Here is a 24,821-nt window from a genome sequence, read left to right as displayed (position 1 = left end):
AGACCGGTCGGCGGGTGCCCGTTTTCCAGACGGTGCAACCGAAACGCTCCGACGACGCCCGGTCGCTTGCTCGCCGGACGAAACGTCCTTCGCGGCAAGTCGAATCGAGTCGGACATCCGCAGTTTCGAAATGGCGCTCAAAGGCTTACGCACGAGTACTCGATGGCTGGTTTCCACTGTGATCGGTTCGGTCACGGTGGCGGCATCGCTTGCACTCGCCGCACAGCCGGCAGCCAACTGGCTGTCGGGTTCCAGTGAAGAGGCCACGCGCGTCGACGCCGTGCAATCCACCCAGTCGCAACGCTACGTTCAAACCGGTGCGAAGGGCGACGGGCTGACGCCGGTCAGCACGGAAGTGCGTGCCGTGCCGCGCGCCGAGCAATCGGCCCCGATCCGCGGAGCCGGTTCCATCCGCGCCGATATCACCCGCTACAACGAAGAGCGCAGCGTCCCGCGTCCGCAAGGCCGTCCGACGGACGATACCCGCGCCCCTTCGAACGCGAACTACCGCAACTGACGCGAGTCATTCACTTCCCGCCTGGACCCCCTCGCGTCGAGAGCGAGAAATTATTTGTCCGTCCAGACCACGCGCTGCGGTGACGCAAGCGCGCCACAGTCGCGTGCGCGAATCTTCTTAAACATTCCCCTCTTTTTCCGCGCAAGGACAATGCGCCCTGCGCGCGACATCGCGTCCTCCCTGATTGCAGTTTGCGTCCCTGAAGTCGCTAAAGCCCGACGCCATCGCGTATCGCGGGGCGCGGCCCGCTTCAGCTCGATGCACGGCTCGCGCGTGATTCAAGCTGCTCGCGCATAAGGCGCAAGCGTCAGCTATCCGAATCGCTATACCGGCAATAACCAAAAACATTTTTGACCGGAAAAATGGTCCGTAAAGATGGTCGCGCTCCAACAAAAGGCCGCTTGCCCCGCGGAACATTACGCCGGTCTGACGAGGCGAGGTCATGCCCCTTGCCCGCCGACGCTTTAACTTTGACAAAGACAGGAGAGTTCATGAAGCCAACCGTCAACCGTGCGCTGAAGGCAACGGTTAAGGCCACTGTAATCGCCGGCATGCTTGGCCTCTTTGCCGCCGGGGCGGCGAATGCGCAATCGAGCGTGCAGCTTTACGGTCAGGTCGACGAATGGGTGGGCGCAACGAAGTTCCCGGGCAGCGACCGGGCGTGGAACGTGAGCGGCGGCGGCATGTCCACGTCCTACTGGGGCTTGAAGGGTGCCGAGGATCTGGGCAACGGCTACAAGGCGATCTTCGCTCTCGAGAGCTTCTTCCGTGCGCAGAACGGCCAGTTCGGCCGCTTCCAGGGCGACACTTTCTTCGCGCGCAACTCGTACGTCGGCATTCAGGCGCCTTACGGAACATTTACGGCTGGCCGCCTTACGACGCAGCTGTTCGTATCGACGATCCTCTTCAACCCGTTCGTCGATTCGTACGTGTTCTCGCCGATGGTGTACCACGTATTCCTCGGGCTCGGCACCTTCCCGACCTACACGACGGACCAGGGCGTAGTCGGCGATTCGGGCTGGAACAACTCCGTGCAGTACACGACGCCTGACTTCAACGGCCTCTCCGGCAGCGCGATGTACAGCTTCGGCAACCAGCCGGGCGACGGCCGCTCGAAGAAGTACAGCGCGCAGTTCCTGTACTTCCGCGGGCCGTTCGCGGCGACGGGCGTCTATCAGTACGTGAACTTCAACAACAACCCGGGCGACCTCAGCACGTTCATCACCGGCTACAAAAGCCAGAGCGTCGCGCAGATCGGCCTCTCATACGACCTGAAGTACGTGAAGTTCTTCGGGCAGTACATGTACACGAACAACGATATCGACGTCGGCTCCTTCCACGTGAACACGGCGCAGGGCGGTGTGACGGTGCCGCTCGGACCGGGTTCGGTGATGGCGTCGTATGCGTATTCGCGCAGCAACGGCGGGCTCGACCAGACGCACAAGAGCTGGGCGGTCGGCTACGACTATCCGCTCTCGAAGCGCACCGACGTCTACGCGGCCTACCTGAACGACAAGTACACGAGCATGTCGTCGGGCGACACCTACGGCGTCGGCGTGCGCGCGAAGTTCTGAGCGCTCGCTCGGCGCGCACCGTCGCACCGGCGCTCAATCAATGCACCGCGTTCCGGCTTTCCGGACGCGGTGTTTTTCATTGCGGACCACGGCGCCGGCGCTTCACCGAACGCCGATTCGCGCCTTCGCTTCGGCGTATTCCTGCTTGAGCCGCGCAACCAGTTCCTCGACGCTCGGCACGTCGTGCATCAGCCCGACGCCCTGACCGGCGCCCCAGATATCCTTCCACGCCTTGGTCTTGCTCGAACCGTCGCCGAAGTTCATCGCCGTCTTGTCCGATGCGGGCAGCGCGTCGGGATCGAGGCCCGCGTTCAGAATGCTCTTGCGGATGTAGTTGCCGTGCACGCCGGTGAAGAGGTTCGTGTAGATGATGTCGGAGGCGTTCGAGTCGATGATCGCGTTCTTGTAGCTTTCGTGCGCGTGCGCCTCGCGAGTCGCGATGAAGCGCGTGCCCATGTACGCGAGATCCGCGCCCATTGCCTGCGCGGCGAGAATCGAGCCGCCGTTCGCGATCGACCCCGACAGCACGATCGGCCCGTCGAAGATGCGCCGCACCTCGCCGACGAGCGCGAACGGCGACGTCGTGCCCGCATGGCCGCCCGCGCCGGCCGCGACCAGGATCAGGCCGTCGACGCCCGCATCCAGCGCCTTCTGCGCGTGCCGCAGGTTGATCACGTCGTGGAGCACGATGCCGCCGTAGCTGTGCACCGCGTCGATCATTTCCTTGACCGGCGCGCGCAGGCTCGTGATGAAGATCGGCACCTCGTGCTCGACGCACACGCGCACGTCCTGTTCGAGCCGCGCGTTCGACTGATGCACGATCTGGTTCACCGCGATCGGCCCGATCACGGCGTCCGGGTGCGCGGCCTTGTGCGCCGCGAGCGACGCCTGAATCTGCGTGAGCCACTCGTCGAGCAGCCCGGCGGGCCGGGCATTGAGCGCCGGAAACGAGCCGACGATGCCCGCCTTGCACTGCGCGAGCACGAGTTCGGGATAGCTGACGATGAACATCGGCGAGGCGACGACGGGCAGCGCAAGATGTTGCAGGACGGTGGGTAATGCCATGGCACGAGTCTCCTGATATGACGTTCGACGCTGTTCGATGATTTTACTGTCGGCGCCTTGCGGGCCTGCCGCGCATTCCGTTTTTGAGAAATGGCCGCCTCTGGCGGCAGCCACCGGCATCTTTGCGAACGATCGTTCTATTATAGCCTTGCGGTGCGGCCGAAAGTGCAAAATACGATTCCGAGGAAGTGCTCGATTTTCACGAATGTGTCCTGTGGCATGCATGTAACCAGCGAGTGCGGCGCATACAATGATCCGCAACCGTCACGACCCGCACGCCATCATGCCCTTCGACGCCTACCAGCCATTTCACGTCGACGCCGCGGGCGTCGATATTTTCGGGATGAAGGGCGGCAGCGGTCCGCCGCTGCTGTTGCTGCACGGCCATCCGCAGACGCATCAGATCTGGCACAAATGCGCGGCCGCACTTGCGCAGCACTTCACCGTGATCGCAACGGATCTGCGCGGCTACGGCGCTTCCGCGAAACCCGAGAGCGACGCGCAGCACACGCCGTATTCGAAGCGCACGATGGCCGCCGACCAGATCGCGGTCATGCGCCACTTCGGCTTCGAGCGCTTTCTCGTCTGCGCGCACGACCGCGGCGCGCGCGTCGCGCACCGCATGGCGCTCGATTTCCCCGACGCCGTGGAGCGCCTGATGCTGCTCGACATCGCGCCGACGCTCGCGATGTACGAAGCCACTACTCGCGAGTTCGCCACGGCCTATTTCCACTGGTTCTTCCTGATCCAGCCGTCGCCGTTGCCCGAGTTGCTGATCGGCGGGAATACGAATGCGTACATCGAGCGCGTGATGGGCAGCCGTCACGCGGGGCTTGCGCCGTTCGCACCGCATGCGTTGCAGGCGTATCGCGACGCACTTGCCTCTCCCGGAGCCGTGTACGCGATGTGCGAGGACTACCGCGCGTCCGCGACAATCGATCTCGAACACGATCGCGCCGACCTCGAACGCGGACACAAGGTCGCGTGTCCGCTGCGAGTGCTGTGGGGCGAGGAGGGCGTGATCGAGCGCTGCTTCAGGCCGCTCGACGAATGGCGCCGCGTGGCGCGCGACGTGAGCGGCCGGGCGTTGCCGTGCGGGCACTACATTCCCGAAGAGCAGCCTCAGGCGCTACTCGAAGAAATCCTCTCGTTCTTCGAGGCAAGCGAGCGCTGAGCGGGGTTTGCCGCCGCGTCGCTCTGCGCTCTGCGGGCGGCCGTTATTCTTTTGTAGGGAAAGCACGGATGCGTGTGACACAGGCATCGCGTTACGATGCAATCGACGCTGATCACGTCTACGATTCTGCCGCTTGCCTTAGCTGACAAGCGGCTTTCTTTTTGTCAGGCGACGAACACCGTGTCGCCATCGACACGCACCGCGCCACTGCGCGCCAGTTCCCCGACACACTTCGCAAGCAACGCCGGCAGTTCGCCGGGCGCCGCCAGCATGTGGGCGGCGGCGCGCATCGAGCGTGCCGCTTCTGTCATGCGCAGCAGGACATCGAACGACATCGCGCGCGTTTCCATCAGCTTGAACACGATCAGCACCTTGAGCGCATTCTTCGCATTGCGTGCGGGGTCGGCGCGCAGGTAGTCGAGCCGCGACGACGCGGCGTCGAGTGCACGCCCGATATCGGCGAACGGCGCACCATGGCCCGGGATGACCGCACGGACGTCGAGCGTCGCGATCAGGTCGAGCACCGCGCGCTGTTCCGCGAAGCCGCTCTCGCCTTCCAGTTCCGGGAAGATCACGCCGAAGCCGTTTTCCCACAGCGCGTCGGCGCTGATCAACAGCCGCTCGTCCGCGCTGTACAGCATCAGCGAATGCGGATCGTGGCCGGGTGCGCCGAGCACCGACCACGCGAGCCCGCCGAGCGTGAGCGTCGCGCCCGGGGCGATCGTGCCGGTGAAGCCGAAGCGCTCGCAGCGCTGACCCGTCGCGCGAAACGTCAGGGCTTCCTCGTCCCAGTCGCGCACGGCGTTCGCTTCGCTCGCGGGAATCAGCGTCGCGCACGCGTGGGCCGCCTGCAGCGTCGCGTTGCCGCCGCAATGATCCGAATGCAGATGCGTGTTGACGATCAGATCGAGCCTGCGCGCGCCGAGCGCCTGCTGCACGAGCGCGAGCGTCTGCGGCGCGTGCGCCGCGTAGCCGGTGTCGACGAGCGCGCTCTGCTCGCCGTCGACGAAGAGCACGTTGTTCGCCGAAAGCCAGCCGCGCTCGAACACGCGCATCGACGCGGGCAGGGCGATCATGGCGCCGCCTCCCTCTCCATTACGACAATCGTCGCGCTCGCTTTCATCACGTTCTCTCCGTGCTGGTTCGACGCCTCGCCTTCCAGCTTCACCAGGTCGCCGTTGAGGCTCGCTTTCCACTTCGCGTCGGTGACCTGCCACTTCATGCTCAGCGTGTCGCCGGCCTTCACCGCGCGCGTGAGCCTGATGCCGAATTCGAGGCCGAGCGGCTGCGCGTATTGCGAAAAGTGCGTGGCGAGCATCGCCATCAGATGCGCGGTGGGCTGAGTGCCCGACGCGATCAGCGAACCGAATCGGCTTGCCTGTGCATAAGCTTCGTCGTGATGCAGCGGGTTCAGGTCGTTGACGAGCGTCGCGAAGCTCTTGATCGATTCCGGCAAAAGCGTGAGCGTGGCCGAGAACCGCTCGCCGATCATGACGACGCGCGCCCCCTTGCGCCGGCTCGCCGTGCGCGCCAGCACGGCCTGCTTGCGGGCGTCGTCGAACGATGCCCAGCCGGCGATTTCATCGATCGTGCGCAGACACCCGTCGCAGAATCCGGTGGCGGCATTCATCCTGCAGAGGTCGATGCACGGCGAGGCGACGGCGTCGTCGGGCGGCATGCTCACGCCGGTTCGCGCAGGGCGACGTCGGCGACCGGCGCGCCCGTGAGCGCGACCAGTTCGCGCGGCGTGAGATTGAACACCGCGTGCGGATGCCCGGCGGCGGCCCAGAGGCTGTCGAGCGAAAGCAGGTCTTCGTCGATCAGCGTGACCGGCTCGGTGGCATGGCCGATCGGGCATACGCCGCCGATCGCATAGCCGGTCTTTTCGCGCACGAACTTCGCGTCCGCCCGCGCGAGCGCGCCCACGCGCGCCGCGACCTTCGCTTCGTCGACGCGATTCGATCCGCTCGCGATCACGAGCACCGGCGCGTCGTCCGCGCGGCGGCGAAACAGGATCGACTTGGCGATCTGCGCGACCGAGCAGCCGAGCCCGGCCGCCGCTTCCGCCGACGTCTTGCCTGTTTCCGGCAGCATCACGACCGGCCGCGAATGGCCGCGCTCCTGCAACAGGCGGGCGACGCGCCGCGCCGAATCGGGCAGCGCATCGATGTTGTGCATGTCGTTCATCGTTTCCTTACCCGGATAAAAATCAGACGCAGGGCGCGGCGCCGGCGAGCTTCTTCGCGAGCAGCGCCTTGCCCGCACGCGATGCGCTCGGCTTGCCGATCGCGCGCGAAATGAAGTCGCCGATCTCGACCAGCTGATCCAGATTCACGCCGGTTTCGATACCGAGCCCGTTCATCAGATACACGACGTCCTCGGTCGCCACGTTGCCGGTCGCGCCCTTCGCATAGGGACACCCGCCGAGCCCGGCCACCGATGCGTGAAAAATCTCGATGCCTTCCTCTAGCGCCGCGTAAATGTTGCCGATGGCCTGGCCGTAGGTATCGTGAAAGTGGCCCGACAGGCGCTCGCGCGGAAACACCCGCGACGCCGCGGCCAGCACTTCGCGCGTGCGCGCGGGCGTGCCGACGCCGATGGTGTCGGCGATATCGATCTCGTCGCAGCCGAGCGCCTTCATGCGCTCGACGACGTCGACGACCGCCGCCACCGGCACCTCACCCTGGTACGGGCAGCCGAGCGCGCACGAAATGCTCGCGCGCAGGCGCAGGCCCGCGTCCTTCGTGGCCTTGGCGACCGGCTCGAAGCGCGCGATGCTTTCGGCGATGCTGCAATTGATGTTCTTCTGCGAGAACGCCTCGCTCGCCGCGCCGAAGATGACGATCTCGTCGGCCTTCGCCTCCAGCGCGCCCTCGAAACCGCGCATGTTCGGCGTGAGCACCGAGTAGATCGTGCCGGGCCGCCGCTCGATGCCGGCCAGCACCGCGCCGCCGTCGGCCATCTGCGGAACCCATTTCGGCGATACGAACGACGCCGACTCCACGTTCTGCAACCCCGCTCGCGACAGCCGGTTCACGAGCTCGATCTTCGTTGCCGTCGCGACGAAATCCTTTTCGTTCTGCAGGCCGTCACGCGGCCCGACTTCGACGATCTTCACTTTGGCGGGAATCATGTGTGTCTCCTCCTTGGTCCAGCTTCGTTGCTTCTAGTAGCCGCGCTTCGGGTCGACGACGCCGCTCACCGGCTCGCCGCGCTCGAGCGCCTGGATCTTCTGCGCGATCTGCACGACGCTTTCCTCGCGCAGCGTTTCCGCGGAAATATGTGGCGTGACGGTGATGCGCGGCGTGCGCCAGAACGGATGATCGTGCGGCAGCGGCTCGGTGTGGAAGACGTCGAGTGTCGCAGCCGCGATCTGGCCGCTTCGGAGTGCGTCGAGCAAATCTTCGTCAACGAGATGCGGGCCGCGCGCCAGGTTCACGAGATAGGCGCCGCGCGCGAGCTTCGCGAACGTGCGGCCGTTGAGGATGCCTTCCGTGTCCGGGGTGTGGGGCAGCAGGTTGATCAGCACCTTGACGCCGTCGAGGAAGGCGTCGAAACGGGCTTCGCCTGCGTAGGTCGTCACGCCTTCGATCCGTTTCTCGCCGCGGCTGTAGCCGCGCACGGGCACGCCGAACGCGGCCAGCGCCCGCGCGACCTGGGTGCCGAGCACCCCCAGTCCGAGCACGCCCACCGTGAAGCTCGCGCGCGGATGCGCCTTGAGTTTTTCCCATCGGCCTTCGCGCTGGAGCGTTTCGTATTCGTCGAAACGGCGCATGTAGCGCAGCACCGCGTGAGTCGCGTACTCCACCATCTGCTGCGACATGCCGGTGTCTTCCAGCCGCACGAGCATGGCGTTCGCCGGCAGTGTGCCGGGCTGCGTGCGCTCGACGTCGAGAATCGCATCGACGCCCGCACCCAGATTGAACACGGCCTTCAGGTCCGGACGGTTCGCGAACAGTTCGCGCGGCGCGCGCCAGACGATCGCGTAGTCGGCGGGCGCCGTGTCGCCGGGCTGCCACTCGCGCAAGTCGGCCTCGGGCAGGGCGTGGGCGAGATCGCGCATCCACAGGGCTGCGTCCGCGTGTTGCTCGTAGAAGATGATTTTCATGCTTGCCTTACTTTGTGAACAGCCGGCCGATATGCCTGAAGCCTTCCGCGTCCAGCGCGCGCGTGATCGAAGCCCGTGACGGCGAAAGCAAAGTGGAGCGGCTGCAGCGTGCACCGTGCTCTCGACGCATCCCGACGACCGCTGAACACTTCGGCCAGGTCAGACATAAGACCTCCGCAGGGAAGCTTCCATTTTACGGTCTTGCCCGCGCCTGCGCGCGCCGCCGAGCGCGGGCGCCCATAAACAAATGACGAAATATTGGTTCGTCCGGCCGCGGGCACGCCGGAGAATGATCACTCGTGAAACGCCGGCCGATGCCGGCAGCGGGGGCGAGATGAGCGGATGCAGCAAATCGAACTGGCCGCCGAGGCTCGTGACCGTGCCTGGCCTTCATGGCAGCGAAGGCGCGCACTGGCAGACATGGCTCGAGCGGCAGTATCCGAGGGCCGCGCGGGTCGAGCAGGACGACTGGGACGCGCCGCACCTCGATACCTGGGCGGGCGCGCTGCGCTCATTGCTCGCGAAGCAGCGCGGCCCGGTCGTGATCGCCGCGCACAGCTTCGGCTGTCTCGCGACGGCGCACGCGCTGTCGCAGGCACACGGCGCGGATGTCGCGGGCGTGCTGTTCGTCGCGCCCGCCAGTCCGGAAAAATTCCGCTTTGCCGGGACGTTCGATGCGCGGCGTCTGAACGTGCCGTCCATTCTCGTCGCGAGCGAGACCGATCCGTGGATGCCCTTCGATCGCGCGCACGAACTCGCGCGGCGCTTCGGCAGCGCGTTCGTCAATCTCGGCGACGCGGGGCACATCAACACGGCGGCGGGATTCGGTCCGTGGCCGCGCGCGAAGCATTTCATCGATACACTGACGCACTACGCGGCGCCGCTGCGCCTTGACGTGGAGCGCGATCCGGCCGGCCCGGGAACACAGCATGCCTATGGCTGACCGGCACGGCATTACGATAGCCTCCCGCTTCACGGCCGCTTTCGAGCGGCCTTCGTTTTTTTTGACTGGCTTCGCATCTGACATCGGGGGAGTTCATGGCGGGATTCAGGAAGACGCAGGTAACGGCACGGGTAGCGGCACGGGGGCTGGTGCTGGCACTGATGCTGGGATCGGCGGCAGGCATGGCGCACGCGGATACGTCGCTGCTCAACGTCTCCTACGACGTGACGCGCGAACTGTATAAGGACATCAATACTGCGTTCATCGCGGACTACAAGAACAAGACCGGCGAGACCGTGTCGATCCGGCAGTCGCACGGGGCTTCGAGCGCGCAGGCGCTCTCGGTGACGCAGGGCCTGCAGGCGGATGTCGTGACGATGAACCAGCCGAACGACATCGACCTGCTCGCCGAGCGCGGCCAGCTCGTGCCCGCCACGTGGCGCACGCGCCTGCCGGACGACAGCGCGCCCTACACGACGACGATGGTGTTCCTCGTGCGCCAGGGCAATCCCAAGAACATCAGGGACTGGAGCGATCTCGCGCGGCCCGGCGTGCAGGTGGTGATCGCGAATCCGAAGACTTCGGGCAACGGACGCTATACGTATCTCGCCGCGTGGGGGTACAAGAAGCAGCAGGGTGCGACGGACGCGCAGGCGCAGGACTTCGAGCGCGCGATCTTCAAAAACGTGCCGGTGCTCGACACGGGCGGCCGCGGCGCCACGACGACCTTCACGCAGCGCGGTATCGGCGACGTGCTGGTGACGTTCGAAAACGAGGTTGCGCTGATCGACAGCGGCGTGGGCGCGAAGGACTTCGATGCCGTGTATCCGTCGATGAGCCTGCTTGCCGCGCCGCCGGTGACGATCGTCGACAAGGTGGTGGACAAGCGCGGCACCCGCAAGGAGGCGCAGGCGTATCTCGACTTTCTGTACTCGCCCGCCGGGCAGGAGATCATCGCGCAGCACCACTTGCGCCCGCGCAACGCTCAGGTGCTCGCGAAGCATGCGAGCGAGTTCAAGCCGCTGAAGACGTTCACCGTCGAGCAGGTGTTCGGAAGCTGGCAGAAGGCGCAGCAGGCGCACTTCTCCGATGGCGGCACGTTCGATCAGGTCGTCGCCGACAAACGGTGACGCCATTGCTGATCGATTAAGGAAAAAAGCCCGCGCTCATCGAAAGCGCGGGCTTTTTTTTCGGAGGCCGGTGCGTCAGTGCGCGTGTCCGCACTTCGCGTCGCAGGCTGGCGACTCTTCCATCTGCTGCGACGTTTCGGCGCGAATGCCGAGCCGCTCCAGCAGCTTGCGATCGGCTTCCGCTTGCGGGTTGCTCGTCGTGAGCAACTGGTCGCCGTAGAAGATCGAATTCGCGCCCGCCGCGAAGCACAGCGCCTGCAACGCTTCGTCCATCTGCTCGCGGCCCGCGGAGAGACGCACCATCGCGCGCGGCATCGTGATGCGCGCAACCGCGATCGTGCGCACGAATTCGAACGGATCGAGTGGCGCCGTGCCCGTGAGCGGCGTGCCTTCCACCTGCACCAGATTGTTGATCGGCACCGATTCCGGATACGGCTCCATGTTCGCCAGCTGCGTGATCAGGCCGGCACGTTCGCGCCGCGATTCGCCCATGCCCACGATGCCGCCGCAGCACACGTTGATGCCCGCATCGCGCACGTGTTCGAGCGTGTCGAGACGGTCCTGGTACGTGCGCGTCGAGATGATCTGTCCGTAGAACTCGGGCGACGTGTCGAGATTGTGGTTGTAGTAGTCGAGGCCCGCTTCGCGGAGGCCCGCCGCCTGATGCGCTTCGAGCATGCCGAGCGTCACGCAGGTTTCCAGGCCCATCGCCTTCACGCCGCGGATCATTTCCTTGATCGGCTCGAGATGGCGGTCCTTCGGATTGCGCCAGGCCGCGCCCATGCAGAAGCGCGTCGCGCCGTTGGACTTCGCGACCCCGGCGGCCTTGAGCACCTCGTCCACGGCCATCAGCTTCTCGGCCTTCAGGCCCGTGTCGTGATGCACCGACTGCGGACAATAGGCGCAATCCTCCTCGCAGCCGCCCGTCTTGATGGACAGCAGCGTCGAGAGCTGCACGGCGTTCGGGTCGAAGTGCTCGCGATGCACGGTCTGCGCGCGATAGAGCAGATCGTTGAACGGCAGTTCGTAGAGCGCGACGACATCGGCGACGCGCCAGCGTGCCTGCGTTTGCTCCTGCGTTTGCGTCTGTGAAGCGGCCTGATTCGAAGTCTCGACGGTTTGTGCTTGCGTCATGGGGCAATCCTTTTCTAAAGCGTGAGTCAGTGACCTGCGTCGACTGCGCGAAGCGTCTGCAACAGCAAGGTCGAATCGATGTGAGCCGCCGCCTGCGCCGCATCCGGCGGCGCGAGAAACGGAATCGTGCCGATGAGCGGCGCGTTGTACTGGCGGTCGAGCCTGAGCCCGATCGCCTCGATGTTCTCGCCGGGAAACAGCATGTCCGGGTCGATGCGGTTCGCCACCCAGCCCGCGAGCCGCAATCCGCGCGCGGCGATGGCTTCGGCCGTCAGCAGCGCATGGCTGATGCAGCCGAGCCGCATGCCGACGACGAGCACCACCGGCAGGTTCAGCGCGAACGCGAGGTCGGCCGTGTCGTGCACGTCGGTGAGCGGCACGCGAAATCCGCCGACGCCCTCGACCACCACGATATCAGCTTGCGCCACGGCGAGCTTGTGCGCATCGACGATGCGCGCGATATCGAGCGACACGTTCTCGCGTGCAGCGGCGATATGCGGCGCGATCGGCTCCTTCAGCAGGAATGGCGTGCGGATCTCGGGCGGCAGCGGCACGTTGGCGGCGGCGTCGAGCTGATCCGCGTCCTCGTTGTGCCATACGCCGTCGCGCAGGAAGGCGCCGGCCGCGATCGGCTTCATCGCGGCGGCGCGCAAGCCCTGCTGCGCGAAAGCATGCAGAAAGGCCGCCGACACCAGCGTCTTGCCGATCTCGGTATCGGTGCCCGCGACGAAAAAGGAGAGCGGCGCGTTCATGGCCGAGGCCCGCTTAACGTGTTGAGCGCGTCATCGAGACGAGCAAGGTCTTCGCCGCTATGCGCCGCCGACAGCGAGATGCGCAGACGCGAGGTGCCGGCGGGCACGGTGGGCGGCCGGATCGCGGGCACCCACAGGCCCTTCGCGTCGAGCGCGGCGGCGAGCGCGAGCGTTTCGTCGTTGCCGCCGATCACGAGCGGCTGCACCGCCGTGTGCGAATCGACCGGCAGCCAGCGCGTGCGTTTGAGCATCGCGCGGGTCGTCTCGATCAGCGACGCGAGATGCCTGCGGCGCGCATCGCCCTCGTCGCTCGCGATCAGCGCGACGCTCGCGGACACCGCATGCGCGACGGCGGGCGGCGACGCGGTCGTGAAGATGTAAGGACGCGCGCGCTGCACGAGCCATTCGATCACGGTCTCGTGCGCGGCGACGAATGCGCCCGCCACGCCCGCGGCCTTGCCGAGCGTGCCGACATAGACGAGATGCGGCGAGCGCAGCGCCGCCTGAGCCAGCGCGCCGCGCCCTTGCGGCCCGAGCACGCCGAAGCCGTGCGCATCGTCGACGACGAGCCACGCGCCGTAGCGCTCGGCCAGTTCCAGCAGACGGGCGAGCGGTGCGATGTCGCCGTCCATGCTGAAGACCGTGTCGGTGACGATCACTTTCGTGACCGCTTCATCCGACGACGCGTCGAGCATCGCATCGAGCGCCTCCACGTCCGCGTGCGGATAGATCTGCACCTCGGCACGCGAGAGCCGCACGCCGTCGATCAGCGACGCGTGGTTCAGCGCATCGGAGAAGACGAGCGTGCCGCGGCCGGCGAGCGTCGTGAGCGCCGCGAGGTTCGCCATGTAGCCGGTGCTGAAATACAGCGCGCGCGGGTTGTCGACGAAGCCGCCGGAAAACGCGGCGAGATCGTCTTCGAGTTGCGCGTGCGCGCGCGAATGGCCGCCGAGCAGATGCGAGCCGCCGCTGCCCGCGCCGTAGAGGCGCGCGCCTTCGGCGAGCGCCGCGCGCAGCGTCTCGTGCGCCGCGAGCCCGAGGTAATCGTTGCTCGCGAAGCCGACGATCTCGTGCCCGTCCACCGTCATGTGCGCGGCGCAGGCGCTGTCCGCGATGCGGCGCCGGCGGCGCAGGCCGTGCCGGTCGATATCGGCGAGACCCTGCTTGAGCGCATCGAAGAGCGCGTCGGCGGTGCGGCTCATGCGGCCTCCGCGAGCGTGGCTTCGAAGGTCACGCGCGTGCGCTCGACGAGCAGCATGAGTTCTTCGTCGTCGAGAATGTAGGGCGGCATCAGGTACACCGTCGTGCCGATCGGGCGCAGCAAAAGCTCCTGTTTCAGGGCGTTTTCGAAGAAGCGGCGCGAGAAGGTGCGGGCCTGCGCCGTGTCGGCGAGTGCCGTATCGAAGGCGAAAATCGTGCCGCGCTCGCGCAGATTGCGCACGTTCGGATGATCCGTGAGCGGCGCCAGCGCGGCGCGCAGGAGCGATGCCTTGCGGCGGTTCTCGTTGAGCACGTCCGCGCTTTCGAACAGATCGAGCGTGGCGAGCGCCGCGCGGCACGCGAGCGGATTGCCCGTGTACGAGTGCGAATGCAGAAAGCCGCGCGTGATGTCGTCGTCGTAGAAGGCGCGGTAGATTTCGTCGCGCGTCAGCACGATCGACAACGGCAGGTAGCCGCCGCTGATCCCTTTCGAGAGGCAGATGAAATCCGGCCAGATCGAAGCCTGTTCGCACGCGAAGAACGTGCCGGTGCGCCCGCACCCGACGGCGATTTCATCGGCGATCAGATGCACGCCGAATTCGTCGCACAGTGCGCGAAGTCCCTTCAGATACGACGCATCGTGCATCGCCATGCCGGCGGCACACTGCACGAGCGGCTCGACGATGACGGCTGCAAGATGCTGCGCGCGGGCCTCGAAAAGCGTGCGCATCGCGGCGAGTGCGTGTTCTGCGGCATCGTCGCCTTTGCGCGCATCCGGCGACGCGACCACATGCGCGTGACGGATCAGCGGGTCGTAGGCGTCCTTGAACAGTGCGACATCGGTGACGCCAAGCGCGCCGATCGTCTCGCCGTGATAGCTGTTCGCGAGGCACACGAACTCGCTTTTCTGCGGCTTGCCGCTGTTGCGCCAGAAGTGAAAGCTCATCTTCAGCGCGATTTCGACGGCCGATGCGCCATCTGATGCGAAGAACGCGTGGCCGAGCGTGCGGCCGGTCAGCGCGAAAAGACGCTCGGCGAGCAGCACGGCCGGCTCATGCGTGCAGCCCGCGAGCATCGCATGTTCGAGGGTGTCGAGCTGATCCTTGAGCGCGGCGTTGATGTCCGGATTCGCGTGACCGAACAGGTTGACCCACCAGGAACTGATGCCGTCGAGATAACGATGGCCTTCGCGGTCATACAGCCACGCGCCTTTGCCGCGTGCGACGGGCACGAGCGGGAACCGCTCGTGATGCTTCATCTGGGTGCAGGGATGCCAGACCGCGGCGAGCGACCGCGCGACCCAGGCTTCGTTGGCTTCTGTGTTCAAAACGACTCCATGGCCTGCGCGTGGGCGCGGGCCCAGTGCTTCACGCGAGCCAGGACGGCTTGCGTTTTTCCAGGAAACTGCGCACGCCTTCGCGTCCTTCGTCGGATGCGCGAATGCGTGCGATACGGTCGGCGGTGTCCGCAATCAGCACTTCGTCGATCGCCTTGTCGGCCAGATCCACCACGAGACGCTTGCATTCGGCCACGGCGTTCGGGCTGTTCGCGGCGATCGCTGCCGCGAGCGCGTCAACGGTCGCATCGAGCTGATCGGCCTTCACGACCTGATGCACGAAGCCGATGCGCAGCGCCTCCGCCGCATCGAACCGCTCGGCGCTGACGAAGTAGCGATGCGCCGCGCGTGCGCCCATCGCGCGGATGACATAGGGCGCGATCGTCGCGGGCATCAGGCCGAGCCTCGCTTCCGACAGACAATAGTTCGCCGTGTCCGCGCTCACTGCGATGTCGCATGCGGCGACCAGCCCCATGCCGCCCGCGTAGGCGTCGCCCTGCACGCGCGCGATCACGGGCTTTTTGCACGCGTAGATCGTGTTGAGCATCGTGGCGAGGCCGAGCGCGTCGGCGCGGTTCTCGGTGTCCGAGTAGCCCGCCATGCGCTTCATCCAGTTCAGGTCCGCGCCCGCACAAAATGCCGGGCCGCTGGCGGCGAGGACGATCGCGCGCACGGTGGCGTCGTCGTCGAGCGCGCGGAAGGCGGCGGTGAGTTCCACGATGGTCGCGTCGTCGAACGCGTTGCGCACGTCGGGCCGGTCGAGCGTCACGCGCGCAACGTGGCCGTCGACGGTGAGCTTCAGGCGCTGCAGATTGAGTGCGTCGGTCATGGAAATTCTTCGAAGTGGACGACGAGAAGCCGATTATCGCTAAATTTGAGATGCAATTCGATTCCGGCACGGCTCGCGCTCGCGCGCAGGGACCGGGACGGTGCTGCGGCGGTGCCGATATCGCGCGTAACTTCGTGCAACGCGCCGGCTTGTTATGACGATTGGCGCGCGAAAATGCAAAAGCGCCGGCTTGGAGCCGGCGCGGGAAATCTGCTTGAGGGGCCCGCCTAGCGCGATGCCGTTTGCGTCTGGGCGTTGTTGTCGTGCCAGACCACAGCGTCGTCCACCGCATAGAGGCGGCACGGATCGTTGCTCTGCTTCTGGCAGCCGGCGAGCGCGACCGACATCGGATCGTCGCCGCCTTCGGCCCACGACCACGCGCCCGAATCCGACACGGCAAACGCGCGGCTCGAATACTGGTGGAGGAAGTTGCGGTAGCCGGCGCGGCCGTTTTCGTCGACGAACGGGACCGCCGCCACGGCATCCAGGGTCGCATAGCCGGTGGGCTTCGGTGCATGCGGCTCCGAGACCTGATACTGCACCGACGTCGGCATGCCGATCTTCGCGAGGAACGTCTTCACGCGCGGCCACCAGATCTGCACGCCGTCGCGATCGCCGACGAGCCGGTGCGCGTCGTTCTTGTATGCACCGAAATCGAACATCTGCGCGGCGGCGCCGTGCTCGGTGTAGGCCGAATACATCTGGCTCGCGAGTTCGCCCTGCCACACGGAATCGTTCGTGCCGTACAGCCACAGCGACGGGAGCCGCACTTCTTCACCGTATGCGCCAAATGCGCTGGTGAGGTTTTTCTGCCAGCCCGCGCACTCGTCCTGACGCAGGCCGCCGGAGAAGTTGATGAGCCCGCGCACGCCGGGTGCGGAAACGGCGTCGCGCGCGCCGTAGGCCATCGTCGTCAGGCCGCCATGCGACGTGCCTGCAACGACGATGTGCGTCTTGTCCACATACGGCTGTTCGCTCATATAGGCAACCGTCGCGGTCACGTCGCGCGCCTGCGCGTAGCCGTTCGCTTCGACGTTGCAGCCGCTGCCGGCGTAGTCGCCGCCCGAGCCGGCAAAACCGCGGCGATTCGGCACCACGACCACATAGCCGTGGCGCACGAATTCGCGCGCGAGCGCGAGCGGACGATTGCGCGGCTGGCTGTGCGAGTCGCCGGGGAGCTTGCCGTGATTGAACACGATCATCGGGAAGGGGCCGGTGCCATCCGGCTTGAAGATCGTGGTTTCGAGCGTGACATCGCCGGACGGAACGCGGATTACCGTTTCGTTCAGACTATTGTCCACAACGGGGAGGGTCGAATCGATCGCGTCGGGGATCTGCCCGAAAACGGGTGCCTGGAGGCCTTCAGATTGTCGCGTGCCGCCGACCGGGTCTGCATGTGCGATCGACTGCATCGCGCCGAGTGAGCACAGGATGCTGAATCCGACCAACCAGGTTTTAATTGCCATCCCTGTGACTCCGACTGCTCTTTGACGAGGCGCTAATGCGATGAGGCCCGAATTGAAGTCACAAACCGATCTCACTGCTCATCCTGGGAGCAGTATGCAGTCTGGGTTCCGGGAGTCATGCCTTGAAAAGACAGGACAATTGGCTTCAATACGGCGCCTGGACATCGAACTGCAACGTCAGGCGTTAGAGCGAGATTAACCGGTCAAAAAGCATCTGCACAATTAGAGAGAACCCCTGTAACTACTCTCTTAATCATACGAGTCGAAGCCGGGAATTTATACCGATGTAATTAAGCCTACGCTTCACTTACGATGCCGTCGACATACAGCCAGCGACCTGCTTCATTGCGGACAAAACGGCTCGTTTCGTGGAGCCGGTGGGCGCGTCCGCCCACTTTGTAGCGCGCGACGAATTCGACTTCCGCATGGTCCGCGTCGAGCGGGACGTGGCGCTTGATCTGCAGCCCGAGCCATCGCCTCGCGGGATCGGCGGACGCGTCGAGGTCGGCGGGACGCGTTTCCTCAGACCACGTCTCACGCAGGTACGCCGTGTCGCCGAGCACGTAGGCGGTGTAGCGCGAGCGCATCAGTTCCATCGCGTTCGATGGCGTCGCGCCGCCTTCGATGAATCGTCCGCAACACTCGGCGAATAGCGGGGCGCGATCAGGCTGGCGACGCTCGGGCGACGCACCCGCGCAAGGGCACGGCATGGCGTTCATTGATCGACCGCCGGCATCTCGACGTGGCGCGGCTGCGAGCGCACGCGCCCGAGCCACGCGCGGATCGCCGGATAGCGGGACAGATCGAGATTCGCCTGATCCGCGACGTGCGTGTACGCGTAGAGCGCGATATCCGCGACCGTATAGCGCTCGCCGACGAAAAACGTGCGCGTCGCGAGATGCGCTTCCATCACGTCGAGCGCGCGATACGACCCCGCGGTCTTTTCAGGCAGGCGCGGATCGTCGGCACGCTTGAGGAACTGCAGGATGAAGCGCGCCACGGCCACATTCGGCTCGTGGCTGTACTGCTCGAAGAACATCCACTGCAACACCTGCGCGCGTGCGAGGCGATCGGTGGGCATCAGCGGCGTGCCCTCGGCGAGATAGCAGAGAATCGCACCGGACTCGCAGAGGCAGGTCATGTCGTCGATACGGAGCACCGGCACCTTGCCGTTCGGATTGAGCTTGAGGAACGTCTCCGTGCGCGTCGCGCCGTGCATCATGTCGACTTCATGCCATGCGTAGGGCAGATTCAGCTGTTCGAGCGCGAGCCGGACCTTGTAGCAATTGCCCGATGAAGCAACGCCATGTACCTGATAAGTCACGAGTGATCCTTTCGAGTTTGAAGTTGTCGTCACCAGTCGAGCATCGTGCCGTCGTATTGCACGAAGCTGCCGTTGAAGCGCTCGCGCATCGCGGCCGCCTCGGCGATCATCGCGCGCATGCCGCTCACACTGTGCGCCGCGTCGATCGCCGCCGACGAGCCGCCCATCTCCGTGCGCACCCACCCCGGATTCAGCGCGATGCATACGGAGCGCCGCGTTTCCAGCGACGCCACCTTCAGCGTCGCGTTCAGCGCGGCCTTGCTCGCGCGATAGAGCCAGCCCGTCGTGCCGCTCGCCGCGCCGATGCTGCCCATCTTGCTCGACAGCACCGCGAGCACGCCGCCGGCGGCGTCGGTGAGCGGCAGCAGCACGGGAATCAGCTGCATCGGGCCGCGCACGTTGGTCTGCATCACCTGATCGAAGTCTTCGGCGGTGACCGTCTCCACGCCTTCCGTGCGCGGACCGTAGACGCCCGACACGATGATCGCGACATCGAGCGCTTCGCCGTCGAGTTGCCACGCGAGCGCGGCGACCTGCTCCGGCTGCGTGACATCGAGCGAGAAGGTCTGCGCGCCCATGGCGTCGAGCGCCGACAGCGAGGCCTTGTCGCGCGCGGTGGCGAGCACGCGCCAGCCGTCGCGGCAGTACGCGCGTGCGAACTCGTGGCCGATGCCACGCGAAGCTCCGACGATCAGTACCGTTTTCATTTCGATCCCTGATTCAAGGGCTCAGATTCGAGGGTTCGGACCGAAAGGTCCGAACCTCGGGGCTCAGACGAGTTCGATGCCCATTGCCGTCGCTTCGCCGCCGCCGATGCACAGGCTCGCGACGCCGCGCTTCAGACCGCGCGCCCTCAATGCGCCGATCAGCGTGACGATGATGCGCGCACCCGATGCGCCGATCGGATGCCCGAGCGCGCACGCGCCGCCGTGCACGTTCACCTTGTCGTGCGGCAGGTCGTGCTCGCGCATCGCGGCCATCGTGACGACGGCGAACGCTTCATTGATTTCGTAGAGATCGACTTCGTTCGCGCGCCAGCCGTTCTTCTCGAAGAGCTTGCGGATCGCGCCCACGGGCGCCGTCGTGAAGAGCGCCGGCTGCTGCGCGAACGTGCTGTGGCCCGCCACGCGCGCGAGCGGCGTGACGCCGAGGCGTTTGGCCGTCGATTCGCGCATCATCACGAGCGCCGCGGCGCCGTCGGAAATCGACGAGGAATTGGCCGCCGTCACCGTGCCGTCCTTGGCGAACGCAGGCTTGAGCGAAGGAATCTTTTCGATGTTCGCCTTGAACGGCTGCTCGTCGCGATCGATCACGGTGTCGCCCTTGCGGCCCTGCACGGTGACGGGCGCGATCTCCCACGCGAACGAGCCGTCTTCGTTCGCACCCTTCGCCCGGCGCAGCGACTCGATGGCGAACGCATCCTGCGCATCGCGCGAGAACGAATACGACGACGCGCACTGCTCGGCGAACGTGCCCATCAGGCGGCCTTTTTCGTAGGCGTCTTCGAGGCCGTCGAGGAACATGTGATCGAGCACCTGCCCATGTCCCATGCGCATGCCGCCGCGCGCCTTCGGCAGCAGATAGGGCGCATTCGTCATGCTCTCCATGCCGCCCGCGACGATCACGTCGATCGAGCCGGCAATGAGCATGTCGTGCGCGAACATCGCAGCGCGCATGCCGGAGCCGCACATCTTGTTGACGGTAGTGCTGCCCGTCGAAAGCGGCAGCCCCGCGCCGAGCGCCGCCTGCCGTGCGGGCGCCTGTCCCTGTCCCGCGGGCAGCACGCAGCCGAACACCACCTCGTCGATCTGCTCGGGAGAGAGGCCCGCGCGCTCGCGTGCCGCGGCAATCGCGACCGAGCCGAGCTGCGGCGCGGTGAGCGATGCGAAGTCGCCCTGGAACGCGGCCATCGGCGTGCGTGTTGCCGACACGATGACGACCGGATCACGATTTGTCTCACTCATGATTCAACTCCTTGATGACGCCTTCGACAATGGCGGGAATGTCGCCGAGGCGCGCGGCATCGGAGGCGAGCACGTCGTTCTCCGTGGAATGCGCGCCGCCGCGTGAAAGGGCTGCGATACAGGACCGGTACGTCGATTCCATCTCCTCGGGCGCGCCGATCATCATGCCCATGTTGCGCACGCGGCCATCGTGCACGCCGTAGGTCCAGCCGTGAATGGTGAGTTGCTGGCCGCGCGCCCATGCATCGTTCACGATGGTCGTGCGGCACACGTTCATGGTCTGCTCGATCGTGTTCAGTTCGACGAGCCGCCGATGTCGCGCGCTGCCCATCGGCCATTCGTCGAGCAGCGAGGCATGTTTTTCGCGCACGTCCTCGACGTGGCGCAGCCAGTTGTCCGCGAGCCCCACGCGGCGGCCCACGAGCGCCGCGCCCACGCCCGAGCACCCGTAGTGTCCGACCACCATGATGTGCTTCACCTTGAGCAGGTCCACGGCAAACTGGATCACGGAGAGGCAGTTCAGGTCCGATGGCACCACCACGTTCGCGATGTTTCTGTGCACGAACACTTCGCCCGGCGGCAGGCCGATGATCTGGTTCGCCGGCACGCGCGAGTCGGAGCAGCCGATCCACAGATACTCCGGCGCCTGCTGATGCGCGAGGCGCGAGAAGTATTCGGGGTCCTCCCCGAGCATGCGCTCGACCCATGCCGAGTTATTGTCGAACAGGTGCGAGAGCGGGTTGGGAGCGTCGGTCTTGTCGTCGGTCGTATTCATGTTGTCAGGTCGGTGCGGCCGCGGTCATGCGGCCCGTGCGGACGCGTCGGCGTCCGGGTCGCGGGTCTGCGCGAAGCGTTCCGGGTAGCGGACGCAGAATCGCGCGGACTTGTCATAGGGAAAGAAGTCGGCGAGTTCGCCGCGCAACAGTTGATCCTTGTGTCTTTGCCAGAGGGCGGGATCGAAGAAATCGGCGTGATGGCGCATGAACACCTCGCGCACGCGCGGGTCGCCAAGCAGGAACGTGTCGTACGTCTCCGGGAAGATGTCGTGCGCGCCGACCGTGTACCACGGCTCGCCCGCGAGTTCGTCTTCCTCGTTGCGCGGCTCGGGCACCTTGCGCACGTTGCAGTCGGTCAGGTACTCGATCTCGTCGTAGTCGTAGAACACCACGCGCCCGTGCCGTGTCACGCCGAAGTTCTTGTACAGCATGTCGCCCGGAAAGATGTTGGCCTGGATCAGTTCCTTGATCGCATCGCCGTATTCCCTGATGCCATGCTCGATGTCCGCGTCGCTGCCATTCTGCAGGAAGAGATTGAGCGGGACCATGCGGCGCTCGATGTACAGATGCTTGATCACGAGGTTGTCGCCTTCGTATTCGATCATCGACGGCGCCTCTTTCTCCAGCTCGCGGATCAGCGCGTCGTCGAGCCGCGCGACGGGCAGCGCGACGCTCGAATACTCGAGCGTATCGGCCATGCGTCCGAGCCGGTCGTGGCGCTTCACCAGCAGATACTTGTCCTGGATCTTCCTGCGCGTGGTTTCCTTCGGCGGGGGAAAGTAGTCCTTGATCAGCTTGAACACGTACGGGAACGACGGCAGCGTGAACACGATCATCACGAGCCCCTTGATGCCGGGCGCGATGATGAACTGGTCGCTGGAGTGCGAGAGGTGGTGCAGCAGGTCGCGATAGAACAGGTTCTTGCCCTGCTTTTGCAGCCCCACGGACGTATAGATTTCCGCCTTCGGCTTGCCCGGCATGATCGAGCGCAGGAACTGCACGTACGCCGAGGGCACTTCCATGTCGACGAGAAAGTACGAGTGCGCGAAGCTGAAGATGATGAGCAACTGCTCGCGATTGAGCAGCACGGTGTCGAGTGCGAGCAGGTTCGGTTGCGTATGGCGCACGGGCACGGCGAACGGAATCACGAGGTCGCCGTTGATGATGCGCCCGACGATATACGCGGCCTTGTTGCGATAGAACAGCGACGACAGCGCGTGGATCTGGAAATTCGGCGCGGCCTTGAATTCGCCGAAGGCTTCGGAGATGGCCTGCATCACGCATTGCACGTCGCGGGAGAGGTCCTCGAACGGCGGCTCCAGCTGGAAGTTCGTGACGATTCGCTCGAGCGTCGCGGCGAGGCCGTCCTTGCCCGGGTAATACGCGCGATAGGTCGGCTTCGCGGCAGGTTCGCCGTTTTCGATGTACTCGGTCGAAATGGCCGGACGCACGAAAATGAAGTCGTTGTTGAAGTACGAGCGATGCAGGATCTTGCAGCACACCGAGTTGAAGAACGTCTCGGCACATTCGGGCTGGCGATGCGACGTGAGCAGCCCGATGTAGTGAAGCTTGATCTGCTGCCAGACTTCGTCGTCGATGTTCTCCGCGTCGTATTCGTCTTCGAGCAGCGCCACGCATTCATCGACACGGTCGTCGTACGAGGTGATCCGGTCGCGCGCGAGCTGTTGCAGCGCGACCCAGTCACCCTTCTCGAAGAGCGACTTCGCCCTGACCGCGGCGTCGCGAAACACCCGGTAGTGGCGATCGAAGCCTTCGAGCATCGTCTGCGCGACGTCGAAGCCGATTTGCGACGAAAGCAGCTTGGGAAAGTGATTCATGTCGGCCCTGCGCGTGTGGTGTCGCGTGGTTTCTTCGCACGATATTGTATCGCCGCCATGAGGGTCATCCTCATCGTCACGGCTTCCTGCTATGCGGCGCGCGACTTGCGCGCGCGCTTTTCAGCGCTTGCTGAAAGCAGCGCGCGCCCTTGTCGCTCGTACTGGTCGAGCTCGGCGAGCGTGGCGTCCAGGTCCTCCCGTTGCCGCTCCAGCACCTTGCGGTGCGCCGCGATCGTGTCGAGAAACGCATGCAGTTGCGAGACGGTGCCGGTCGGCGAATCGTAGAGGTCGAGCAGCGTACGGATTTCCGAGAGCGTGAAGCCGAGCCGCTTGCCGCGCAGCGTGAGCCTCAGCCGCGTGCGATCGCGCGGCGAATACACGCGGCGCAACCCGCTCGATCCTTCGCGGGTCGGGGCGAGCAGTCCCTGATCCTCGTAAAAGCGAATGGCACGCGGCGTGACGTCGAATTCGCGCGCGAGCTCGGTGATCGTGTATTGCGTCTGTTGATTCATCGCGATGCGCGAAACCTTCGCGGACGTTAAAATGTACGTTTACGTTATCGTCAACCTCGCCAAAATGCAACGGCGCGGCAACCCGGAGACATGGCTCGAATGAACGCCCTCGAACATCAACTCGATTACGTTTTTGCCGACACGCTGCCGGAATCCGGCGGCGTCATGGAAGTGGCACCCGGCGTGTTCTGGGTGCGCATGCCGCTGCCGTTCGCGCTCGATCACATCAATCTCTGGCTGCTGCGCGACGAAGTCGACGGCGAGCGAGGCTGGACCATCGTCGATTGCGGCATCGCGAGCGACACGATCAGGGCGAACTGGGAACGCGTGTTCGATTCGGTGCTCGATGGCCTGCCGGTGCTGCGCGTGATCGTCACGCACTGCCATCCGGATCATCTCGGCCTCGCGGACTGGATCTGCAACGGCGGTGATCGCAAGCGCTGGCACGCGCGGCTGTGGATCTCGCTCGGCGAATACGCGATGGGCCGCGTGATGGCCGTCGGCGACGTCTCGAACGCGGGCGGCGAGCGGGCGGCGCGGCATTTCGCGAGGCACGGCCTCACCGACGAAGCGTCGCTCGAAACGCTGCGCAAGCGCGACAGCTACTACCCGACGCTCGTGCCTTCCATTGCGCCTCAGTTTCGGCGCATGCGCGACGGCGACACGCTGACCATCGGCGGGCGCAAGTGGGAAGTCGTGTCGGGCTATGGGCATTCACCTGAACATAGCGCGCTCTTTTGCGCGGAGGCCAGGCTGCTGATCTCGGGCGACATGGTGCTGCCGCGCATTTCGACGAACGTCTCCGTTTTCGACATCGAGCCGGAAGGCAATCCGCTCGCGCTGTATCTGGAATCGCTGGGACGCTACGAAACGATGCCCGCGGACACGCTCGTGCTGCCCTCGCACGGCAAGCCGTTTCGCGGCATGCATACGCGCATCGCGCAACTGCGCGATCACCACAGGGCGCGGCTTGCCGAGGTGCGCGAGGCCTGCGCGAGCAGGGCGCAAAGCGCGGCGGACATCGTGCCGATGATGTTCAAGCGCAAGCTCGACATTCACCAGATGACCTTCGCGCTCGGCGAAGCGCTCGCGCACCTGCATCTCTTGTGGCTCGACGGAGAACTGGTGCGGCGTGTCGGCGACGATCACGTGATCCGCTTTTCCCCGGCCTGATCACGC

General features: G+C 65.4%; 25 protein-coding genes. 6 read left to right on the top strand and 19 right to left on the bottom strand.

The features are described from left to right. Window positions 1–130: 130 nt before the first annotated feature. Both BG61_RS25215 and BG61_RS25210 read left to right on the top strand, forming a co-directional pair. Window positions 131–517 (top strand): hypothetical protein, encoded by a 387-nt coding sequence (locus BG61_RS25215; protein WP_035942351.1) that lies wholly within the window; start codon window positions 131–133, stop codon window positions 515–517. 491 nt (window positions 518–1,008) lie between these two features. Next, on the top strand, window positions 1,009–2,091 hold the full coding sequence (locus BG61_RS25210; protein ID WP_035942349.1) for a porin: 1,083 nt from the start codon (window positions 1,009–1,011) through the stop codon (window positions 2,089–2,091). Window positions 2,092–2,193: 102 nt separating this feature from the next. On the opposite strand, the gene BG61_RS25205 is transcribed toward BG61_RS25210, so the two are convergent. Further along, the gene (locus tag BG61_RS25205) at window positions 2,194–3,156 is read right to left on the bottom strand and encodes an NAD(P)H-dependent flavin oxidoreductase (RefSeq protein ID WP_035942347.1); all 963 of its coding nucleotides are present in this window, start codon (window positions 3,154–3,156) and stop codon (window positions 2,194–2,196) included. A 283-nt stretch (window positions 3,157–3,439) separates the two neighbouring features. Between BG61_RS25205 and BG61_RS25200 the strand changes: the two genes are divergently transcribed. After that, a complete protein-coding gene (locus BG61_RS25200; RefSeq protein WP_035942373.1) occupies window positions 3,440–4,330 on the top strand; it encodes an alpha/beta fold hydrolase in 891 nt (296 codons plus the stop codon). A 164-nt stretch (window positions 4,331–4,494) separates the two neighbouring features. On the opposite strand, the gene BG61_RS25195 is transcribed toward BG61_RS25200, so the two are convergent. The 5 genes from BG61_RS25195 to BG61_RS25175 are packed head-to-tail and all read right to left on the bottom strand — an operon-like array spanning window position 4,495 to window position 8,438. Further along, on the bottom strand, window positions 4,495–5,406 hold the full coding sequence (locus tag BG61_RS25195) for an MBL fold metallo-hydrolase (protein WP_035942346.1): 912 nt from the start codon (window positions 5,404–5,406) through the stop codon (window positions 4,495–4,497). After that, window positions 5,403–6,008 (bottom strand): DUF1289 domain-containing protein, encoded by a 606-nt coding sequence (locus BG61_RS25190; RefSeq protein WP_075584224.1) that lies wholly within the window; start codon window positions 6,006–6,008, stop codon window positions 5,403–5,405. The genes BG61_RS25195 and BG61_RS25190 overlap by 4 nt, the downstream gene beginning before the upstream one ends. Window positions 6,009–6,010: 2 nt before the next feature. After that, window positions 6,011–6,517: a YbaK/EbsC family protein gene (locus tag BG61_RS25185; RefSeq protein WP_035942345.1), complete on the bottom strand. Its 507-nt coding sequence runs from the start codon at window positions 6,515–6,517 to the stop codon at window positions 6,011–6,013. A gap of 22 nt (window positions 6,518–6,539) precedes the next feature. Further along, a complete protein-coding gene (locus BG61_RS25180; protein WP_035942344.1) occupies window positions 6,540–7,463 on the bottom strand; it encodes a hydroxymethylglutaryl-CoA lyase in 924 nt (307 codons plus the stop codon). Window positions 7,464–7,496: 33 nt separating this feature from the next. Beyond that, a complete protein-coding gene (locus tag BG61_RS25175) occupies window positions 7,497–8,438 on the bottom strand; it encodes a 2-hydroxyacid dehydrogenase (RefSeq protein WP_035942343.1) in 942 nt (313 codons plus the stop codon). 334 nt (window positions 8,439–8,772) lie between these two features. Between BG61_RS25175 and BG61_RS25170 the strand changes: the two genes are divergently transcribed. Together BG61_RS25170 and BG61_RS25165 are read left to right on the top strand one after the other, a co-directional pair. Next, window positions 8,773–9,381 carry an RBBP9/YdeN family alpha/beta hydrolase gene (locus BG61_RS25170; RefSeq protein ID WP_035942370.1) on the top strand — a complete coding sequence of 203 codons (609 nt, stop codon included), beginning with the start codon at window positions 8,773–8,775 and terminating at the stop codon, window positions 9,379–9,381. A 95-nt stretch (window positions 9,382–9,476) separates the two neighbouring features. Next, window positions 9,477–10,511 (top strand): sulfate ABC transporter substrate-binding protein, encoded by a 1,035-nt coding sequence (locus BG61_RS25165; RefSeq protein WP_035942342.1) that lies wholly within the window; start codon window positions 9,477–9,479, stop codon window positions 10,509–10,511. A gap of 75 nt (window positions 10,512–10,586) precedes the next feature. Here the strand turns inward: BG61_RS25165 and bioB are convergent, their stop codons facing one another. The 13 genes from bioB to BG61_RS25100 all read right to left on the bottom strand — a co-directional run bounded on the left by bioB (window position 10,587) and on the right by BG61_RS25100 (window position 23,642). Beyond that, window positions 10,587–11,645: a biotin synthase BioB gene (gene bioB, locus BG61_RS25160; RefSeq protein ID WP_035942341.1), complete on the bottom strand. Its 1,059-nt coding sequence runs from the start codon at window positions 11,643–11,645 to the stop codon at window positions 10,587–10,589. A 26-nt stretch (window positions 11,646–11,671) separates the two neighbouring features. Continuing rightward, on the bottom strand, window positions 11,672–12,397 hold the full coding sequence (gene bioD / locus BG61_RS25155) for a dethiobiotin synthase (protein ID WP_035942339.1): 726 nt from the start codon (window positions 12,395–12,397) through the stop codon (window positions 11,672–11,674). Beyond that, window positions 12,394–13,599 carry an 8-amino-7-oxononanoate synthase gene (bioF, locus tag BG61_RS25150; RefSeq protein ID WP_035942337.1) on the bottom strand — a complete coding sequence of 402 codons (1,206 nt, stop codon included), beginning with the start codon at window positions 13,597–13,599 and terminating at the stop codon, window positions 12,394–12,396. The genes bioD and bioF overlap by 4 nt, the downstream gene beginning before the upstream one ends. Then, on the bottom strand, window positions 13,596–14,924 hold the full coding sequence (bioA, locus tag BG61_RS25145; protein ID WP_035942336.1) for an adenosylmethionine--8-amino-7-oxononanoate transaminase: 1,329 nt from the start codon (window positions 14,922–14,924) through the stop codon (window positions 13,596–13,598). Before bioA ends, bioF begins: the two co-directional genes overlap by 4 nt. Before the next feature lie 40 nt (window positions 14,925–14,964). Further along, window positions 14,965–15,762: an enoyl-CoA hydratase/isomerase family protein gene (locus BG61_RS25140; protein ID WP_035942334.1), complete on the bottom strand. Its 798-nt coding sequence runs from the start codon at window positions 15,760–15,762 to the stop codon at window positions 14,965–14,967. Window positions 15,763–15,989: 227 nt separating this feature from the next. Further along, window positions 15,990–17,228: a dienelactone hydrolase family protein gene (locus BG61_RS25135; RefSeq protein WP_035942332.1), complete on the bottom strand. Its 1,239-nt coding sequence runs from the start codon at window positions 17,226–17,228 to the stop codon at window positions 15,990–15,992. A 296-nt stretch (window positions 17,229–17,524) separates the two neighbouring features. Continuing rightward, entirely contained in the window at window positions 17,525–17,947 is a 423-nt protein-coding gene (locus BG61_RS25130; protein WP_035942331.1) for a YchJ family protein, read from the bottom strand. After that, window positions 17,944–18,552 (bottom strand): glutathione S-transferase family protein, encoded by a 609-nt coding sequence (locus BG61_RS25125; RefSeq protein ID WP_035942329.1) that lies wholly within the window; start codon window positions 18,550–18,552, stop codon window positions 17,944–17,946. The genes BG61_RS25130 and BG61_RS25125 overlap by 4 nt, the downstream gene beginning before the upstream one ends. 29 nt (window positions 18,553–18,581) lie before the next feature. Beyond that, window positions 18,582–19,259 carry an SDR family oxidoreductase gene (locus BG61_RS25120; protein WP_035942327.1) on the bottom strand — a complete coding sequence of 226 codons (678 nt, stop codon included), beginning with the start codon at window positions 19,257–19,259 and terminating at the stop codon, window positions 18,582–18,584. A gap of 63 nt (window positions 19,260–19,322) precedes the next feature. Next, window positions 19,323–20,516, bottom strand: a complete 1,194-nt coding sequence (locus tag BG61_RS25115; RefSeq protein WP_035942326.1) for an acetyl-CoA C-acetyltransferase — start codon at window positions 20,514–20,516, stop codon at window positions 19,323–19,325. Further along, on the bottom strand, window positions 20,509–21,291 hold the full coding sequence (gene can / locus BG61_RS25110) for a carbonate dehydratase (protein ID WP_035942324.1): 783 nt from the start codon (window positions 21,289–21,291) through the stop codon (window positions 20,509–20,511). The genes BG61_RS25115 and can overlap by 8 nt, the downstream gene beginning before the upstream one ends. Window positions 21,292–21,315: 24 nt before the next feature. Beyond that, complete coding sequence (gene aceK / locus BG61_RS25105; protein ID WP_035942322.1) at window positions 21,316–23,130, bottom strand: bifunctional isocitrate dehydrogenase kinase/phosphatase; 1,815 nt, start codon at window positions 23,128–23,130, stop codon at window positions 21,316–21,318. 89 nt (window positions 23,131–23,219) lie between these two features. Beyond that, complete coding sequence (locus tag BG61_RS25100) at window positions 23,220–23,642, bottom strand: MerR family transcriptional regulator (protein WP_035942319.1); 423 nt, start codon at window positions 23,640–23,642, stop codon at window positions 23,220–23,222. A gap of 99 nt (window positions 23,643–23,741) precedes the next feature. Between BG61_RS25100 and BG61_RS25095 the strand changes: the two genes are divergently transcribed. Continuing rightward, window positions 23,742–24,815, top strand: a complete 1,074-nt coding sequence (locus tag BG61_RS25095; protein ID WP_035942316.1) for an MBL fold metallo-hydrolase — start codon at window positions 23,742–23,744, stop codon at window positions 24,813–24,815. The last annotated feature ends 6 nt before the right edge of the window (window positions 24,816–24,821 follow it).

The organism is Caballeronia glathei, from assembly GCF_000698595.1.
GTDB classification, from domain to species: domain Bacteria; phylum Pseudomonadota; class Gammaproteobacteria; order Burkholderiales; family Burkholderiaceae; genus Caballeronia; species Caballeronia glathei.
Note: the sequence above shows the minus strand (reverse complement) of the source record. Positions and strands in the feature narration are given on the sequence as shown.

What these genes read in the sequence shown, in the direction of transcription:
- BG61_RS25215 (WP_035942351.1), top strand. Translation starts at nt 131, where the DNA reads ATGGCGCTCAAAGGCTTACGCACGAGTACTCGATGGCTGGTTTCCACT.
- BG61_RS25210 (WP_035942349.1), top strand. Translation starts at nt 1,009, where the DNA reads ATGAAGCCAACCGTCAACCGTGCGCTGAAGGCAACGGTTAAGGCCACT.
- BG61_RS25205 (WP_035942347.1), bottom strand. Translation starts at nt 3,156, where the DNA reads ATGGCATTACCCACCGTCCTGCAACATCTTGCGCTGCCCGTCGTCGCC.
- BG61_RS25200 (WP_035942373.1), top strand. Translation starts at nt 3,440, where the DNA reads ATGCCCTTCGACGCCTACCAGCCATTTCACGTCGACGCCGCGGGCGTC.
- BG61_RS25195 (WP_035942346.1), bottom strand. Translation starts at nt 5,406, where the DNA reads ATGATCGCCCTGCCCGCGTCGATGCGCGTGTTCGAGCGCGGCTGGCTT.
- BG61_RS25190 (WP_075584224.1), bottom strand. Translation starts at nt 6,008, where the DNA reads ATGCCGCCCGACGACGCCGTCGCCTCGCCGTGCATCGACCTCTGCAGG.
- BG61_RS25185 (WP_035942345.1), bottom strand. Translation starts at nt 6,517, where the DNA reads ATGAACGACATGCACAACATCGATGCGCTGCCCGATTCGGCGCGGCGC.
- BG61_RS25180 (WP_035942344.1), bottom strand. Translation starts at nt 7,463, where the DNA reads ATGATTCCCGCCAAAGTGAAGATCGTCGAAGTCGGGCCGCGTGACGGC.
- BG61_RS25175 (WP_035942343.1), bottom strand. Translation starts at nt 8,438, where the DNA reads ATGAAAATCATCTTCTACGAGCAACACGCGGACGCAGCCCTGTGGATG.
- BG61_RS25170 (WP_035942370.1), top strand. Translation starts at nt 8,773, where the DNA reads ATGAGCGGATGCAGCAAATCGAACTGGCCGCCGAGGCTCGTGACCGTG.
- BG61_RS25165 (WP_035942342.1), top strand. Translation starts at nt 9,477, where the DNA reads ATGGCGGGATTCAGGAAGACGCAGGTAACGGCACGGGTAGCGGCACGG.
- bioB (WP_035942341.1), bottom strand. Translation starts at nt 11,645, where the DNA reads ATGACGCAAGCACAAACCGTCGAGACTTCGAATCAGGCCGCTTCACAG.
- bioD (WP_035942339.1), bottom strand. Translation starts at nt 12,397, where the DNA reads ATGAACGCGCCGCTCTCCTTTTTCGTCGCGGGCACCGATACCGAGATC.
- bioF (WP_035942337.1), bottom strand. Translation starts at nt 13,599, where the DNA reads ATGAGCCGCACCGCCGACGCGCTCTTCGATGCGCTCAAGCAGGGTCTC.
- BG61_RS25140 (WP_035942334.1), bottom strand. Translation starts at nt 15,762, where the DNA reads ATGACCGACGCACTCAATCTGCAGCGCCTGAAGCTCACCGTCGACGGC.
- BG61_RS25135 (WP_035942332.1), bottom strand. Translation starts at nt 17,228, where the DNA reads ATGGCAATTAAAACCTGGTTGGTCGGATTCAGCATCCTGTGCTCACTC.
- BG61_RS25130 (WP_035942331.1), bottom strand. Translation starts at nt 17,947, where the DNA reads ATGAACGCCATGCCGTGCCCTTGCGCGGGTGCGTCGCCCGAGCGTCGC.
- BG61_RS25120 (WP_035942327.1), bottom strand. Translation starts at nt 19,259, where the DNA reads ATGAAAACGGTACTGATCGTCGGAGCTTCGCGTGGCATCGGCCACGAG.
- BG61_RS25115 (WP_035942326.1), bottom strand. Translation starts at nt 20,516, where the DNA reads ATGAGTGAGACAAATCGTGATCCGGTCGTCATCGTGTCGGCAACACGC.
- can (WP_035942324.1), bottom strand. Translation starts at nt 21,291, where the DNA reads ATGAATACGACCGACGACAAGACCGACGCTCCCAACCCGCTCTCGCAC.
- aceK (WP_035942322.1), bottom strand. Translation starts at nt 23,130, where the DNA reads ATGAATCACTTTCCCAAGCTGCTTTCGTCGCAAATCGGCTTCGACGTC.
- BG61_RS25100 (WP_035942319.1), bottom strand. Translation starts at nt 23,642, where the DNA reads ATGAATCAACAGACGCAATACACGATCACCGAGCTCGCGCGCGAATTC.
- BG61_RS25095 (WP_035942316.1), top strand. Translation starts at nt 23,742, where the DNA reads ATGAACGCCCTCGAACATCAACTCGATTACGTTTTTGCCGACACGCTG.